The sequence below is a fragment of the Accumulibacter sp. genome, assembly GCF_036625195.1.
Classification (GTDB): domain Bacteria; phylum Pseudomonadota; class Gammaproteobacteria; order Burkholderiales; family Rhodocyclaceae; genus Accumulibacter.
The window spans coordinates 1-14,880 of sequence record NZ_JAZKUG010000001.1 but is presented as its reverse complement, the minus strand read 5'-3'; the positions used below and the strand labels follow the sequence as shown (position 1 = coordinate 14,880).

Annotated in this window: 15 protein-coding genes and 1 pseudogene; 4 read left to right on the top strand and 12 right to left on the bottom strand. The window is 68.8% G+C overall.

The annotated features are described in order from the left end of the window. Window positions 1-98: 98 nt before the first annotated feature. Entirely contained in the window at window positions 99-794 is a 696-nt protein-coding gene (locus V5B60_RS00075; protein WP_332345032.1) for an REP-associated tyrosine transposase, read from the top strand. Here the strand turns inward: V5B60_RS00075 and V5B60_RS00070 are convergent. The 4 genes from V5B60_RS00070 to V5B60_RS00055 form a co-directional block, all read right to left on the bottom strand. After that, complete coding sequence (locus tag V5B60_RS00070; RefSeq protein ID WP_332345031.1) at window positions 780-3,050, bottom strand: tetratricopeptide repeat protein; 2,271 nt, start codon at window positions 3,048-3,050, stop codon at window positions 780-782. The two genes, V5B60_RS00075 and V5B60_RS00070, sit on opposite strands and share 15 nt — an antisense overlap. Before the next feature lie 93 nt (window positions 3,051-3,143). After that, window positions 3,144-3,515: a hypothetical protein gene (locus V5B60_RS00065; RefSeq protein ID WP_332345030.1), complete on the bottom strand. Its 372-nt coding sequence runs from the start codon at window positions 3,513-3,515 to the stop codon at window positions 3,144-3,146. Between the two features lie 124 nt (window positions 3,516-3,639). Beyond that, window positions 3,640-4,818, bottom strand: a complete 1,179-nt coding sequence (locus V5B60_RS00060) for a CaiB/BaiF CoA transferase family protein (RefSeq protein WP_332345029.1) — start codon at window positions 4,816-4,818, stop codon at window positions 3,640-3,642. Between the two features lie 15 nt (window positions 4,819-4,833). Beyond that, complete coding sequence (locus V5B60_RS00055; protein WP_332345028.1) at window positions 4,834-5,994, bottom strand: acyl-CoA dehydrogenase family protein; 1,161 nt, start codon at window positions 5,992-5,994, stop codon at window positions 4,834-4,836. A gap of 133 nt (window positions 5,995-6,127) precedes the next feature. On the opposite strand from V5B60_RS00055, the gene V5B60_RS00050 reads away from it, so the two are divergent. Both V5B60_RS00050 and V5B60_RS00045 read left to right on the top strand, forming a co-directional pair. After that, entirely contained in the window at window positions 6,128-6,658 is a 531-nt protein-coding gene (locus tag V5B60_RS00050; protein ID WP_332345027.1) for a YbaK/EbsC family protein, read from the top strand. 169 nt (window positions 6,659-6,827) lie between these two features. After that, window positions 6,828-8,201 (top strand): NYN domain-containing protein, encoded by a 1,374-nt coding sequence (locus V5B60_RS00045; protein WP_332345026.1) that lies wholly within the window; start codon window positions 6,828-6,830, stop codon window positions 8,199-8,201. Window positions 8,202-8,289: 88 nt separating this feature from the next. Here V5B60_RS00045 and panD read toward each other — a convergent pair whose 3' ends face one another. The 5 genes and pseudogenes from panD to V5B60_RS22105 all read right to left on the bottom strand — a co-directional run. Continuing rightward, on the bottom strand, window positions 8,290-8,673 hold the full coding sequence (panD, locus tag V5B60_RS00040; RefSeq protein WP_332345025.1) for an aspartate 1-decarboxylase: 384 nt from the start codon (window positions 8,671-8,673) through the stop codon (window positions 8,290-8,292). Window positions 8,674-8,729: 56 nt separating this feature from the next. Then, window positions 8,730-9,575 (bottom strand): pantoate--beta-alanine ligase, encoded by an 846-nt coding sequence (gene panC, locus V5B60_RS00035; protein ID WP_332350350.1) that lies wholly within the window; start codon window positions 9,573-9,575, stop codon window positions 8,730-8,732. 112 nt (window positions 9,576-9,687) lie between these two features. Next, a complete protein-coding gene (panB, locus tag V5B60_RS00030; protein WP_332345024.1) occupies window positions 9,688-10,500 on the bottom strand; it encodes a 3-methyl-2-oxobutanoate hydroxymethyltransferase in 813 nt (270 codons plus the stop codon). Window positions 10,501-10,616: 116 nt separating this feature from the next. After that, window positions 10,617-10,967 (bottom strand): CZB domain-containing protein, encoded by a 351-nt coding sequence (locus tag V5B60_RS22110; RefSeq protein ID WP_434735351.1) that lies wholly within the window; start codon window positions 10,965-10,967, stop codon window positions 10,617-10,619. 99 nt (window positions 10,968-11,066) lie between these two features. Continuing rightward, a pseudogene (locus tag V5B60_RS22105) lies at window positions 11,067-11,453 on the bottom strand (methyl-accepting chemotaxis protein); the annotation flags it as partial. 562 nt (window positions 11,454-12,015) lie between these two features. Between V5B60_RS22105 and V5B60_RS00020 the strand changes: the two are divergent. Further along, complete coding sequence (locus tag V5B60_RS00020; RefSeq protein ID WP_332345022.1) at window positions 12,016-12,246, top strand: hypothetical protein; 231 nt, start codon at window positions 12,016-12,018, stop codon at window positions 12,244-12,246. 18 nt (window positions 12,247-12,264) lie between these two features. Here V5B60_RS00020 and folK read toward each other — a convergent pair whose 3' ends face one another. The 3 genes from folK to V5B60_RS00005 all read right to left on the bottom strand — a co-directional run. After that, window positions 12,265-12,915 carry a 2-amino-4-hydroxy-6-hydroxymethyldihydropteridine diphosphokinase gene (folK, locus tag V5B60_RS00015; RefSeq protein WP_332345021.1) on the bottom strand — a complete coding sequence of 217 codons (651 nt, stop codon included), beginning with the start codon at window positions 12,913-12,915 and terminating at the stop codon, window positions 12,265-12,267. Next, a complete protein-coding gene (gene pcnB, locus V5B60_RS00010) occupies window positions 12,797-14,146 on the bottom strand; it encodes a polynucleotide adenylyltransferase PcnB (protein ID WP_332345020.1) in 1,350 nt (449 codons plus the stop codon). Before pcnB ends, folK begins: the two co-directional genes overlap by 119 nt. Before the next feature lie 92 nt (window positions 14,147-14,238). Continuing rightward, a partial coding sequence (locus V5B60_RS00005; RefSeq protein WP_332345019.1) for an HAD family hydrolase occupies window positions 14,239-14,880 on the bottom strand: 642 nt, incomplete at its 5' end.

The following is a 14,880-nucleotide window of genomic DNA, read 5'->3' as shown; positions in this document are numbered from 1 at the left end:
AACTCCAGGCCATGTGCCGTCCCGCGTGCGGTTTGTCCCTTGCACACAGCGGGGACAGTATACTTAACTCCCATTGAACGCTTATCCGGAGGACAGCAGTGGCGAGACTTGCGAGGGTGGTGGCAGCGGGTTATCCGCATCACGTGACGCAGCGGGGCAACCGGCGTCAGCAGACCTTCTTCTGCGATGACGATTATCGCGAGTACCTGCACCTGATGTCGGATTCATGCAATCGTGCCGGGACCGAGGTCTGGGCTTATTGCCTGATGCCGAACCATGTCCACCTGATCATGGTGCCGCAGGATCCCGATGGCCTGCGCCGCGCGATCAGCGAGACCCACCGGCGATTCACGCGACGCATCAATCTCCGCGAGGGATGGCAGGGCCATCTCTGGCAGGAGCGATTCCATTCGTTCCTGCTCGATGAGACGCACCTGCTGGCCGCCGTGCGCTACGTCGAGAACAACCCGGTTCGGGCCGGCCTCTGCGCGCATGCCGAGGAATGGCCGTGGTCGAGTGTCCGCGCACACTTGCGGGGAGAGGACGACGGCTTGGCAAGGGTGGCGCCGCTGCTCGCCATGGTTGGGAACTGGCCCGAGTACCTGGGTGCAGCGGTGGAGCAGCCCCTGGTCGACAAGATCCATGCCCACACCCGGACCGGTCGACCGCTGGGCGAGGAAGCGTTCGTCGAGGAACTGGAAGGTCGGCTGAATCGGAGGCTCCGACCGCAGAAGCGCGGCCCCAGACCGCGGCCGGAAGCTGGTGACGAGGAGGCGCTTTCACCGCCTGGGTGATGCCGGCAGCGGCGAGTTTTGTATACTGTCACCGAAAGTGTGGCGTTGGTCGGCGCGGCGCAGGAGTGCGAGGGCTTCGCTCTTTCTGCCGGCACTGTGCAGGGCGATCGCTTCGACGTAGAGGAAGCGCGGGTTTTCGGGGGCGAGGCGCGCGGCCGCCGAGAGCTCGCGGAGTGCGGCTCGCTGGTCGCCCTGGCGTACGAGCAGCAGACCGAGCGCGTGGTGCAGCTCGGCACTTCGCGGCAGCAGGGCGAGTCCCTGCCGCAGCACCCTTTCTCCGTCGGCGTCGCGGCCGAGCCGGCGCAGGGTGTCGGCGAGATTGACGTAAGCCGGCTCGAACAGTGGATCGAGTGCGATTGCCTGTTCGAAAGCCAGCAGCGCCTCGTCGCCACGCCCCTGGCGCAGTCGCAGGATGCCGATGTTGAGGCGGCCAGATGGCCAGTCGGCCTCGAGATCGAGTGCATTCTGGTATTCCTGCATCGCCGCCGCCTGCGCTGCCCGCCCTGCGGCGCCGAATCGCTCGCTGGGAACGTCGGCGAGGAGGCGCGCCGCCTCGATGCGGACGCCGCGCACGGGGTCGGAGAGGAGTGGCGCGGCGATCTGCAGGCGCACCTCGGGCGGTGCCGCATCGAGCAGCCCGAGTGCCGCGATGCGCAGCAGGGGATCCGGGTCGGCGAGCAGCGTGTGCGCCGTCTGCAGCGTCTCCGGGGTGGTGTGTGGCTGGGCGAGGGTCGCAGCCGTCGCCCGGATGATGCCCGGTGCCGCCGGGTTGCGCGCGAGATCGAGCAGGCCGGGCAAGCCCTGCATGCCGCGCGTTGCCCCCGCGTGCAGGGTCGGCCCGTAGCTCGGGCGATCGCGCCAGGCCCTGCCGTACCACCGATCCATCGCTTGCGCAGCCCACTCCGGCTTGCGGTCTGCATGGCACTGGTTGCAGGCGTTCGGCGTGCCGAGCGAGAGCGAGAGGTCGGGGCGCGGAACGCGGAGGCTGTGGTCCTGCCGGGCGTGGATGACCATGTAGTTCTGCGTCGGCATGTGGCAGTCGATGCACTGCGCGCCCGGGCCACCGGTCTGGTGCCGGTGGTGTGCGGGCACATCGTGCTGGGCGGCGTTGTGGCAGCGGTTGCAGAGGGCGTTGCCCCTGGCGCGGGTCTGCAGCGAGTGCGGCTCGTGGCAGTCCATGCAGGTGACGCCGCTCTGCTGCATCCGGCTCTGCAGGAAGGAGCCCCAGACATAGACCTCTTCCCGCTGCTGGCCATCGGCGTGGTAGTTGGGGGCGGTGAGCATCGCCAGCCGGTGGCTGTCGGCGAGTACTGCGCCGGGCTTGCGCTCTTCGCTCAGGGTCGATCGGCGCGCGTGGCAGGCGGCGCAGACGTTCATGCCGGCAGGGTCGGAGGGCTTGTCGCGCACGGCGACGCGGGCGTCGGCGGTGGGAAATTTCCACGCATCGAGCCAGCGGCTGCCGAGTCGTGGCAGCCCGATGTCGCCCTGCGCCGGATGCGGTGGCTTGGCCCCGGCGGCCCACGCCACATGCCGCGAACCGGGACCATGGCAGGCTTCGCAGGCGACATTGATCTCGCTGAAGGTGCTGCGGTAGGTGTGGCTGGCGGCGTCGTAGCCCTTGCGCAGGTTGGTCGAGTGGCATTCCGCGCACTGCAGGGCCCAGTTCTGATAGTTGCCGGTCCAGTGCAGCGCATCCTTGTGGTCGACCCGGCGCTCGGGTTGCAGGTGGAACCAGCGCTGCCCACCCTTCTCCTTCGGGCGCGAGTCCCAGGCGATCGACAGCGCCTGGTAGCGGCCGCCTGGGAAGGCGACCAGGTACTGCTGCAGCGGGTAGACGCCGAAGGTGTAGCCGATCTCGTAGTCGGCGAGCTTGCCGTCCGCTCCCTCGGTGCGCACGAAGAAGCGGTCGCCGCGCCGGTAGAAGCGGGATTCGACGCCATGCTGGCGGAACGTGGCGTTTGCGAAGTCGCCGAGTACCGTGTCCGGAGTCGCAGTCTGCATCGCGCGGTCGTGGTTCGATCCGGACCACGCCCGGTATTCAACTTCGTGGCAGCTGCGGCAGGCGGCGGCGCCAACGAAGCGCGGCGCCCGGCCGCCGTCGCCGGCTGCGGTCGTGGTGGTGGCGGCGGTCTGCGCTGGCGGGTCGGCTGTGCCGCTGCGCGTCGCATGCAGGACGATGCCGGCGGCGACAATGCTGAGCAGGAGCAGTCCGACCAGCAGCACGACCGGTCGCCGCAGCGGCGGCGCGGTCCGCACGGCAGATGCCGCCGGGGCCGCGGCAGTCGCCGGCAGTGCAGACCGGCGCGTACGCTTGCGGGTCATCGTCGCGGTGGTGGGGTGTGGCGGTGCTCAGTCCGGCCTTCGCCGGCGCAGGAGCGACAGGACGACGAGCACGAGCAGGCCGCCGCCAAGGAACAGCGCGAAGAAGAGTTGTTTTTCGGAAAGGCCGAGGAAATTGATCGGCAGGCCCAGGCGGCAGGCCAGCGGGTAGGCCGCGAGGGCCAGTCCGAGCCCGGCCAGCGTCGCCAGCGATCCGCGAAGATCGTTGCGCAGGTTGAAGCGGAGCATGGCGAACGGCAGATCCCTCGCCTTTTCCCGCGGCAGGTCGCCGAACAGGTGGTGACCGCCCTTGCGGCCGAGGGTGTAATGAATGACCAGCGCCGGCAGCAGGATGACCGCTGCGAGTGCGAGGAAAAACGAGCCTGGTGTCCAGTGGTTCATTGTGCGTCGATCTCCATCGGTTGCCCGGGGGCCGCGCTGCCAAACCGCGCGACAGCCCGCGCCGGGAGCCACTGTAGCAGAACGCACGCAGGCCGTCCGCGAAGGATTTGGCGGCGGGCTGCGTTCACACGGCGCCGGCGGCGCGCAGGGCGTCGATCGCCGCTGCGTCGCAGCCGAGTTCGCCGAGAATGGCATCGGTGTGCTGGCCGAGGGCGGGCACCGCGTCCATGCGCGGCGTGAAGCCGCTGTTGCTGCCCGGCGGCAGCAGAGCCGGAATCGGGCCGGCCGGGGTCGCCACTTCGGTCCAGCGCTTGCGTGCCGCGAGCTGCGGGTGCTGCCAGACTTCGTGCATGTCGTTGATGCGCGCGTTGGCGATGCGCGCGCCGTCGAGGCGGGCGATCAGCTGCTCGCTGTCGAGGCGGGAGAACTGTTCGACGATCAGCGCCTGCAACTCGTCGCGTGCGGCGCTGCGGCTGGCGTTCGACGCGTAGCGGGCATCCTCCGCCAGATCCGGTCGCTCGAGGACCTGCCGGCAGAAGAGTTGCCACTCGCGTTCGTTCTGCACGCCGAGCATGACCAGTTTGCCGTCGCCGGCGGCGAAGGGGCCGTAGGGGTAGATCGTCGCGTGCGCGGCGCCGGCGCGTGGCGGCGGTGCGGCGCCGTCGCTGGCGTAGTAGAGCGGGTAGCCCATCCATTCGACCATGCTCTCGAGCATCGAGACTTCGATCCGGCAGCCGCAGCCGCTCTGCGCACGCTGCAGCAGGGCGGCGAGGATGCCGCTGTAGGCGTACATGCCGGCGGCGATGTCGGCGATCGAGCAGCCGGCCTTGGCCGGCGCGTCGGCGCTGCCGGTGACCGAGAGGAAGCCGGCTTCGCTCTGGATCAGCAGGTCGTAGGCCTTGCGGTCGCGATACGGGCCGTCGTCGCCGTAGCCCGAGAGGTCGCAGACGATCAGCCGCGGGCAGGCCGCGCGCAGCTCCTCGTAGGACAGGCCGAGTCGCGCGGCCGCACCCGGTGCGAGGTTCTGCACCAGGACGTCGGCCCTGGCGAGAAGCCGGGCGAGCAGCGCCGGCGCCGCGGCATGCTTGAGGTCGAGCGTCAGGCTTTCCTTCGAGCGGTTGGTCCACACGAAGTGCGAGGCCAGGCCGTGCACGCGCTGGTCGTAGGCGCGGGCGAAGTCGCCGCTGCCGGGCCGCTCGACCTTGATCACGCGCGCGCCGAGGTCGGCGAGCTGGCGCGTGCAGAAGGGCGCGGCGATGGCGTGTTCGAGGGTGACGACGGTGATGCCGTCGAGTGGGCGCATGCCGGGCTCCGCAGATCAGTACGAGCGCGGCAGCCCGAGCAGGTGCTCGGCGACGTAGGCGAAGATCAGGTTGGTCGAGATCGGCGCCACCTGGTAGAGGCGCGTCTCGCGGAACTTGCGCTCGACGTCGTACTCGCTGGCGAAACCGAAACCGCCGTGCGTCTGCAGGCAGACGTTGGCCGCCTGCCATGAGGCCCTGGCGGCGAGGTGCTTCGCCATGTTCGCCTGGGCGCCGCAGCGCCGCTGCGCGTCGAAGCGGGCGCAGGCCTCGTAGCGCATCAGGTTGGCCGCCTCGATGTCGATGAAGGCCTCGGCGATCGGGAACTGCACGCCCTGGTTGCTGCCGATCGGCCGCTCGAAGACGATGCGCTCGCCGGCATAGCGGGTGGCACGCTCGATGAACCAGTAACCGTCGCCGATGCACTCGGCGGCGATCAGCGCGCGCTCGGCGTTGAGTCCGTCGAGCAGGTAGCGGAAACCCTGGCCTTCCTCGCCGATCAGGTTCTCCGCCGGCACCTCGAGTCCGTCGAAGAAGAGTTCGTTGGTCTCGTGATTGACCATGTTGGCGATCGGTCGCACCTCGAGCCCGTTGCCGATCGCCTGGCGCAGGTCGATGATGAAGATCGACAGGCCCTCGGCTTTCCGGCGCACCTCGGCGAGCGGCGTCGTCCGGGCGAGCAGGATCATCAGGTCGGAATGGCGGACGCGCGAGATCCAGACCTTCTGGCCACTGACCACATAGCATCCATCCTTGCGCACCGCGGTGGTGCGCAGGCGGGTGGTGTCGCTGCCGGTCGTCGGTTCGGTGACCGCCATCGACTGGATGCGCAGTCTGCCGGCGGCGATCGCCGGCAGGTATCTTTCCTTCTGCGCCGGGCTGCCGTTGCGCAGCAGCGTGCCCATGTTGTACATCTGGCCATGCACGGCGGCGGCGTTGCCACCGCAGCGGTTGATCTCCTCCATGATGACGCTGGCGGCGGTCAGCCCGAGGCCGGAGCCGCCGTACTCCTCGGGGATCATCGCCGCCAGCCAGCCGGCGTCGAGCAAGGCGGTGACGAAGTCGTCGGGGTAAGCGCGCTGCTCGTCGATACGGCGAAAGTACTCGTCGGGGAACTGCCGGCAGAGATCGCGGACGGCCTCGCGGATTTCCGGGTGCAGGTCGGCGGTGGTTTGCATGGCGATCCTCGTGCTGGTCGGCGGCAGTTTACACCATCTGCCAGCGGCGGCCGTCGGTCGCCCGGCGACAGACTATCGCCGGCGGTTCCGGTTGCAGTAGACTGGCGCCGCCGGCACGCCGGCAACCTCGTGAATGAGCCAGGACGAATCGACAGCCATGGAGAACGCACTTCCCGAGAGCGCGCAGAGAGTGGCCGATCTGCTGCGTACGCTGGGCCACCGCCCACCGGTGGTGCGGCTGCCGGCGAGTGGCAGGACCTCGGCGGAAGCCGCTGCGGGGCTCGGCTGCAGCGTCGCCGAGATCGCCAAGTCGATCGTCTTCCGGCAACTGGCCGACGACACGGCGGTGATGGTCGTCGCCAGCGGCGCGTACCGGGTGGATGAGGGCAGGGTGGCGGCGCTGGTCGGTCCGCTCGGCAAGGCGGATGCCGCCTTCGTCCGCGAGCACACCGGTTACGCGATCGGCGGCGTCTGCCCCCTGGGCCACCCGCGGTCGACGATCGTCCTCGTCGATCGGCTGCTGCTGGCCTTCGACCGGATCTGGGCCGCCGCCGGCCATCCGCACTGCGTCTTCAGCCTGTCGCCACAGGAGTTGCTAGCGATGACCGGCGGCCAGGTGGTCGACGTGGCCGAAGTGCCGGCCGCCGACCGGTCGCCAGCCTGAGTCGCCGCCGCCACGGCGATCCGCCGGCACGCGTCGCGCTTGCTTCCTGTCGCCAAGGGTTTACCATCTTGGCCTTGGGTATCCTGCGCCACCGCCCGCCGGCATCGAGCATGCCGCGGGCCGCCACCCGCCGGCGTGGCGCAACCTTCCTTTGCGGAGAAGATGAATCATGGCCGTAGCGCCCGAAACCGCCATCATGGCGCTGTACTGCGACTTCGAGAACGTCGCCCTTGGCGTGCGTGACGCGAAGTACGACAAGTTCGACATCAAGCCGGTCCTCGAAAGGCTGCTGCTCAAGGGCAGCATCGTCGTCAAGAAGGCCTACTGCGACTGGGAGCGCTACAAGGGTTTCAAGTCGACGATGCACGAAGCGAGTTTCGAGCTGATCGAGATCCCGCACCTGCGGCAGTCGGGCAAGAATTCGGCCGACATCCGGCTGGTCGTCGACGCCCTCGACCTGTGCTACACGAAGTCGCACGTCGATACCTTCGTCATCATCAGCGGCGACTCGGATTTCTCGCCGCTGGTCTCGAAGCTGCGCGAGAACGCGAAATACGTCATCGGCGTCGGTGTCAAGCAATCGACTTCGGATCTGCTGATCGGCAACTGCGACGAGTTCATCTTCTACGACGACCTGGTGCGCGAGATGCAGCGCGCGGCGCGGCGCGACTCGCGCGAGGCGCCGCAGGCGACCAGGCGGACGCCGGAGGAGGATGCCGAGCGGCGTGCCGAACTCGAGGCGCGGCGGAGCAAGGCGATCGAGCTGGCGGTCGCGACCTTCGACGCGATGGTCGACGAACGCGGCGACAGCGGCAAGATCTGGGCTTCGATGCTGAAGGAGGCGATCAAGCGCCGCAAGCCGGATTTCAACGAGTCCTACTACGGTTTCCGCGCCTTCGGCAACCTGCTCGAGGAGGCGCAGGCACGCGGTCTGCTGGCGATCGGCCGCGACGAGAAGTCCGGTACCTACGTCTTCCGGCGCAACGGCTTGGCGGCCGCTGGCGAATCCGGCGCCGAACTGCCGCTCGACGAGACGCGCGATTCGCCGCCGGTGGCGGTGCCCGAAGCGCCGCGCGCGACCGACGAGCCGGCGGCAGCCGCCGCCGGCGAGCCCGCCCCGCGCCGCAAGAGCGAGGGTCGGCGCAAGGCGGTCGACAAGGGCGGCAAGCGAGGGGCGCGTGCGCCGAAGGAGGCCGGGGAAAGCGGCGTCGTCGCGCTGACGGACGTGCCGCCGACAGCAGAGGCAGCGGCTGCCGTCGACTGGTCCGGGGTGGGCGCCGAGCCTGTCGCGAGTGCCCCGCAGCCGGTGGCGGTGGTGTTGACGCCGATCGATGCGCCGGAGCAGGCTGCCGCAGTTCCGCCGGCCGCGGTCAGCGAGGTGGCTGGAGCAGGCGAGGTGGGCGAAGTCGGCGAGGTGGCTGCGGCAGGCGAGGTGGGTGAGGTCGGTCCTGCCGCGGATGCGGCGGCCGTGCCGCCGGCGAGGAAGCCGGCCGCTCGGCCACGGCGTCCACGCAAGCCGAAGGCACCGGTCGACGTCGCCTGAGCATGCGGGCGCCGCTGCCTGCCCCGTAAACGCGAAAGCCGCGACGGCGGTCGCGGCTTCGCTGGCTGGTGGGCGGCGCCCGGCGTCGTCAGGCTGCAGCCTGTGCGGGAATCTGGCCGGCCATGCGAACGATCCGGTTCTGCGTGTCGACGTAGATCAGCAACGGCGCATACTTGGCGAGTTCGACCTCGTTGTACACCGCAAAACTGGCGATGATCAGGATGTCGCCCGGCGCGGCGCGGCGTGCCGCCGACCCATTCACCGAGATGACTCCCGAGCCGCGCTCGGCGCGGAGGGCGTAGGTCGTGAAGCGCTCGCCGTTATTGACGTTCCAGATATCGATCTGCTCGTACTCGCGGATGTTCGCGGCATCGAGCAGATCCTCGTCGATGGCGCATGAGCCCTCGTAGTGAAGCTCGGCGTGCGTGGCGCTGACGCGGTGCAGCTTCGACTTCAACATGGTCCTCTGCATGGATTCACCGGTTTGGGAGTTTGGGGAAGCGCATTGTAGCTGCTGATCGCGACCTGTCAACGGCCGTCGCAGGCCGGGATTTCGACATTGTCGATGAGTCGCGCGCTGCCCAGGCGACTGGCCGCGAGGACGACCAGCGGGCCGTCGTCGGGGCTGCGCGGTGGCTGCAGATCGGCCTGTCGCCGCAACGCAACATAGTCGGTTTGCCAGCCGTTGCGGTCGAGTTCGGCGGCCGCGTCCGCCTCGAGGCGGGCGAAGTCGGCATCGCCGGCAGCGACGGCGGTGGCGATGCGCTGCAACAGTCGGTGCAGCCGCGGCGCCTCGGCTCGCTCGCCGGGCGACAGGTAGCCGTTGCGCGACGACAGGGCGAGGCCATCGGCGGCACGAACGGTCTCGCCGCCGACGATCTCGATCGGCAGCGCCAGTTGCCGGCTCATGTTGCGCAGGACCATCAGCTGCTGGTAGTCCTTCTTGCCGAAGAGCGCCACCTGCGGCTGGACGATGTTGAACAGCTTGAGGACGACGGTGGCGACGCCGCGGAAGTGGCCGGGCCGGAACTCGCCATCGAGCTGGTTCTGTGTTGCCGGCGGCTCGACGTGGTATTCCTGCGGCTCGGGGTAGAGCTCCTGTTCGCCGGGGGCGAAGAGCAGGTCGACACCGGCGGCGACGAGCTGTGTGCAGTCGGCGTCGAAGGTTCTTGGGTAGCGGTCGAAGTCGTCGTTGGGGCCGAACTGCAGGCGGTTGACGAAGATGCTGGCGACGACCGTATCGCCGTGCGCGCGCGCTTCCTGCATCAGGGCGATGTGGCCCGCGTGCAGGTTGCCCATGGTCGGCACGAAGGCGATACGGGCGCGTTCCCGCAACGCGGCGCGCAGTTCGGGGATCGACGAGTGAATCTGCATCTTCCGGCTCAACCTCTCTCAACGTGCCGCAGGCATGCGCTGCGGTCTTGTCGGCAGGCTCCGCTGCCGTCTGCTCGCTGCTCCAGGTTCGGCCTGGTCGGCAGCCTTCGCTTCAGTAGCAGTGCTCGGCGGCCGGGAAGCTGCCATCCTTGACCGCTGCGACGTAGGCGGCGATCGCCGCCGCGATCGATGGCTGGCCGAGCATGAAGTTCCTGACGAAGCGCGCCCTCCGGCCGCTCGAGATGTCGAGCATGTCATGCAGGACGAGCACCTGTCCGGAACACGCGCGGCTGGCGCCGATACCGATCGTCGGCACGCTGAGCCTGTCGCTCACCTCCGCTGCCAATGTCTCGGGAATCGCTTCCAGCACCAGCAGCCCGGCGCCGGCTTCCTGTTGCGCCAGGGCATCGGCGTGCAGGCGGGCGGCAGCCGACTCATCCCGGCCCTGGACGCGGTAGCCCCCGAGCTGATGCACGGACTGCGGCGTCAGTCCGACGTGTCCGCAGACGGGGATGCCACGGGCGGTCAGGAAATGGGTCGTCGCGGCCATCTCGCTGCCACCCTCGAGCTTGACCATCTGGGCGCCGGCGGCCATCAGGCGGACGGCGTTGCGCAGCGCCCTTTGCGGGCTTTCCTGGAAGGTCCCGAAAGGCATGTCGGCAATCACCAGCGGTCGCCGGCTCGCGCGGGCGACGCTCGCGGTGTGGTAGGCGATGTCGGCGAGGGTGACCGGCAGGGTCGAGTCGTGCCCCTGCAGGACCATGCCGAGCGAGTCGCCGATGAGCAGGGCATCGACGCCCGCGGCTTCACAGAGCTGGGCGAAGCTGGCGTCGTAGCAGGTGAGGACCGCGATCTTTTCGCCGCTGGCGCGCATCCTGGCCAGGTCGACATGCGTCAGGCGGCGCGTCGCAACGTGGGTGGACATGGAATCACTCTCCGCGGTTGAAGAATTCCCGCTGTCCGCGCATGCCTCCGATGGCGATGCGGTTGTTGGCGGTGAGGGTAGGGCAGGGCACGGTGGCAGGCGGTCCGGCGGATGGCTCAGTGGTCGCGGAACAGGATCTCGGGCCGGGTGGCGCCGTCCATCACCATCCGTTCGAGGCACTGTTGCACGCCGGCGCTGGCTGCCTCCATGCGTTCGACCGCGTTCACCGCGGCGGCGAGATCGCCGGCCTGCTGGGCCTCGAGGGCGCTGCGTCCGTGCCGATGCACGTCGGCGTGCGGCGTTTCCATCGCCCGATGGCCATCGAGTTGCGCAAAGCTTCTGCCTTCGCCCTCGTAGTACCACTTTCCGAGGCGACACGAGGTGTGCGTGGCAAGTTCGCCGGCGCTCCTGTCGGCGGTTCCGAGGAGCGCCTGGTAGATGTCGAACTTGAACAGCAGATGGTCCATCTTCGCCAGTTCGGCGAAGCTGCGCAGCGCCGCGATGCTGATCGCCTGTTCCATCCCGTGCGCCAGGTCGGTGATGCCGGCGATCGTCGTCGAGGCTTGCTGGCCCTGCTCGCCGAACGCGTCCGACTGCTCGGCGAGGCGGCCGATGCTGTGCTGGGCGGTGACGGTCTCACCCTGGATCGCGTTGACCAGTTGCGAGATGTCGCTGGTCGCGTGCGTCGTCCGGTCGGCGAGCTTGCGCACTTCGTCGGCGACGACGGCAAAGCCTCGTCCCGCCTCGCCGGCACGCGCCGCCTCGATCGCCGCGTTGAGCGCGAGGAGGTTGGTCTGATCGGCGATCTCCTTGATCAGATGAACGATGCCGCCGATCTTCTGCGCGCTGCCCTGCAGACCGTGTATCTTGTCCAGCGCCTGGCGCGAGTTGTCGGCGAGTTCATTGAGGTCGGCGCTGATGCGGTTCACCGAGTCGCGGCTGTTCGCCGCCATGCTGGCGGCGGACAGGGTTTCACGCCGTTTGCCACGCAGGCCGTCGGCGAGCGCCAGCAAGCTCTGCTGCGAAGCGGCGAGCGACTTCCGGTACGAGCGCAAGGCGACGAACAGGCGCTGCATTTCCGCCGCCTGGCGAGTCGCCTGTGCGTCCCGCTGTCCGGCCTGCGCCTGTCCGGCCTGTCCGGCCGAGATCTGGCCGCGCAGGCCGGCGTTCTCCGCTTCGAGCTCGCTGATTCGCCGTTCGAGGCGGCGCATCCGCTCCCCACCACCGAAAAAAGGCATCGTCGTCCCCCGTTTTCCCGCATCGGTTCCAAGGTCCGGTGGCGATCCGGCGCCACCATCGCAAAACGGCGCCTAGGATACACAGAGCGGCCGACGAATGGGCAAGTTTGCGTGCTGTCGCAACGCAAAAAAACTGGCCCGCGCCGCTCGCGGCGCCGTGCCGTGCGCTGGCGTGCTTGCGTTGCGCGCAACGGACTGCAACATCCCGTTACGAAAATGCCCTGTCGTATTGGCCGCCTGCCGCGTTGACCGGTTATCGATCCGGGAGACACGCAAGATGAAAACCACCCTCGCTGCGCTGCTGGCTGCCGCTTTCCTTGGCGGCTGTGTCGTCACCCCCCTGCCGCCGGCCGTTGCGCCACCGCCAGCCTACGCTTACCCGCCGCCGCCAGTCGTGCTCGCTCCGCCACGGGCCTACGCAGCACCGCCGGCGGTGGTCGTTGCCCCCGGCTGGCGCTACCGTGGCCCGGGCGGGTGGTGGCGGCCCTACCGCGACCCACGCTGGTAACGACTGCTTCCCGATCGCTCAGGGCGCGAGTCGTTCGATGCGTTGCTGGCTGAGCGCCGGCAGCCAGGCAGCGGCGCTGCCGCGGCCCGGAATGTGGCAGTCCGGGGCGATCTCGAGCAGCGGCGCGATGACGAAAGCCCGCAGGTGCATGCGCGGGTGTGGCAGGCGGAGTCGTTCGCCGTCGAGCGACAATTGGTCGTAGAGCAGCAGGTCGAGGTCGAGTGTCCGTGGCGCCTGTGGAAAATCCCGCCGGCGACCGAATTGCCGCTCGACGACGAACAGTTCGTCGAGCAACTCGTGCGGCGCCAGCGTCGTGACGAGCGCGGCGACGGCATTGATGAAGTCGGGCTGTCCCCGGATTCCCACCGGAGCCGTGCGGTAGAACGAGGAAACCCGCAGCACGCGTGACTGCGGCAGCCTGGTCAGCGCCTCAGCGGCGGCGCGTACCTGAGCGACGGGGTCGGCGAGGTTGGCGCCAAGCGCGACAAAGGCCTGGTGCGAGGACCGGCTCAGGTGAGGCGAAAGAGGTCCGATGGCGCTGCCCGGTGTGTCACTCGGCCGGGCTGGCTGTGCTTCGTTCGCCGGCCGCGCGGCGGCGACGCCGGCGGCGGGGCGCTGCCGCCGCCTGCGGCAGCAGCATGGCTGCCCGGCCCTCGTCGCTGGCGGCAAGGAACGCGCTCCACCAGTCGCCCACCTCGCGCTCGACTTCGCCCGCCTCGATGCGCAAGAGCAGGAAGTCGTAGGCCGCCTTGAAGCGCGGCTGCTGCAGGATGCCGTACGGGCGCTTGCCGCTGCGCTGTTCGAAGCGTGGCTGCAGCGCCCAGATGTCCTTGATGTCGCCGCTGATCCGGCGCGTGATCGCCAGTTTCTCCGCCTGTCCGTCGAGGACCTCGTCCATCGCCAGGAACAGCGACGGCAGCAAAGGTTCACCGGCCGCCCTGAGCGGTTCCCACTTGGCGAGCAGTTCATGCCAGAGCAGGGCGGCGAAGAGGAAGCCGGGCGACACCGGCTTGCCGTCGCGCACCCGGCGATCGGTGCTGGCGAGCGCCAGGCTGACGAAACGTTCGCCGCTCGACTGGTCGAGAATGATGTCGAGGAGGGGAAACAGGCCGTGATGCAGCCCCTCTTCGCGCAGTTGCTCGACGCAGCGCACGGCGTGGCCGCAGGTGAGCAGCTTGAGGATCTCGTCGAGCAGGCGTGAGGGCGGAACGTTCTCGATCAGGCTGCTCATCTCACGGATCGGGTGCCGCGCCTCGGGATCGATCGACAACCCCAGTTTGGCCGCCAGGCGGACGGCGCGCAGCATGCGTACCGGGTCTTCACGGTAGCGGGTCTTCGGCTCGCCGATCATGCGCAGCGTCTTCTGCCGCAGGTCGGCGACGCCATGGTGGTAGTCGACGATGGTCTCCGAAGAAGGGTCGTAATAGAGGGCATTGACGGTGAAGTCGCGCCGTGCGGCGTCTTCCGCCTGGCTGCCGAAGACGTTGTCGCGCAGAACCCGCCCCTGCTCGTCGACCAGCGCCTTGCCGCTACCGTTTTCGCCATGATGGCCGCGGAAGGTGGTGACCTCGATGGTCTCGGCGCCCATGCTGACGTGCACGATCTGGAAGCGGCGGCCGATGATGCGCGAGCGACGGAAGCAGTGTCGCACCTGTTCCGGCGTCGCGCTGGTGGCGACGTCGAAGTCCTTCGGCTTCAGCCCGGCGAGCAGGTCGCGCACCGCGCCGCCGACGATGAACGCCTGGTAACCGCTTTCCTGCAGGGCTTCGACCGTGCGCCGGCTGCCGCGGCTGATGTCGTCACGCTGCAGGCCATGCTGGGTGACGGCGATGACCGCCGGTTCGCTGGGCTTGCCGGCAGCCTTGCGTCCGAGGACGCGGGAGATGAACTTGCGGATCATTAACGGGGGCTTGTCTCGTTCTCGTTCTCGTGCTCTTGTGCCGTCATCATAGCCCAAATCGTCGTCGTCGGCCCGGAGAATGCCCGGTCAGCTCAGTCGCGCAGGCTGAGAACCGGCCAGCCGGCTCCTGCGGCGTGCGCCCGCAGCGTGGGGTCCGGGTCGACGGCCACCGGGTTGCTGACCCGCGACAGCAGCGGCAGGTCGTTGAGCGAGTCGCTGTAGAACCAGCTGCGCTCGAAACTGCTCCACCACAGCCCCATCGCCTCGAGCCAGGCTTCGACGCGGACGATCTTGCCTTCGCGGAAGGAAGGCAGGCCGCGCACCTTGCCGGTGAAGCGGCCATCCTCCTGGGCCGGAATCGTCGCGATCAGGTGCGCGATGCCGAACTCGCGGATGATCGGTCCGGTGACGAAGCTGTTGGTGGCGGTGACGATCGCGCACAGGGCGCCGCGCGCGAGATGCCCGCCGACCAGCGAACGGGCCTTGTCGCCGACCAGCGGCAGGATGTGGCGCGACAGGAACTCGCGTTGCCAGAGGTCGAGCTGGCTGCGTGGGAAGCGCGACAGCGGATGCAGCTGGAAGTCGAGAAAGAGGTCGATGTCGAGCGTACCGGCCTTGTACTGCTCGTAGAATTCGAGGTTCTTCGCTTCGTACAGGTCGCGGTCGAGGATCCCCTTGCCGATCAGGAACTGCGCCCATTCGAAGTCGCTGTCGCCGGCGATCAGGGTGTTGTC

Coding starts and splice junctions, on each gene's coding strand:
- V5B60_RS00065 (WP_332345030.1), bottom strand. CDS start 3,515: ATGAACCACTGGACACCAGGCTCGTTTTTCCTCGCACTCGCAGCGGTC.
- V5B60_RS00060 (WP_332345029.1), bottom strand. CDS start 4,818: ATGCGCCCACTCGACGGCATCACCGTCGTCACCCTCGAACACGCCATC.
- V5B60_RS00055 (WP_332345028.1), bottom strand. CDS start 5,994: ATGCAAACCACCGCCGACCTGCACCCGGAAATCCGCGAGGCCGTCCGC.
- V5B60_RS00050 (WP_332345027.1), top strand. CDS start 6,128: ATGAGCCAGGACGAATCGACAGCCATGGAGAACGCACTTCCCGAGAGC.
- V5B60_RS00045 (WP_332345026.1), top strand. CDS start 6,828: ATGGCCGTAGCGCCCGAAACCGCCATCATGGCGCTGTACTGCGACTTC.
- panD (WP_332345025.1), bottom strand. CDS start 8,673: ATGCAGAGGACCATGTTGAAGTCGAAGCTGCACCGCGTCAGCGCCACG.
- panC (WP_332350350.1), bottom strand. CDS start 9,575: ATGCAGATTCACTCGTCGATCCCCGAACTGCGCGCCGCGTTGCGGGAA.
- panB (WP_332345024.1), bottom strand. CDS start 10,500: ATGTCCACCCACGTTGCGACGCGCCGCCTGACGCATGTCGACCTGGCC.
- V5B60_RS22110 (WP_434735351.1), bottom strand. CDS start 10,967: ATGGACCATCTGCTGTTCAAGTTCGACATCTACCAGGCGCTCCTCGGA.
- V5B60_RS00020 (WP_332345022.1), top strand. CDS start 12,016: ATGAAAACCACCCTCGCTGCGCTGCTGGCTGCCGCTTTCCTTGGCGGC.
- pcnB (WP_332345020.1), bottom strand. CDS start 14,146: ATGATCCGCAAGTTCATCTCCCGCGTCCTCGGACGCAAGGCTGCCGGC.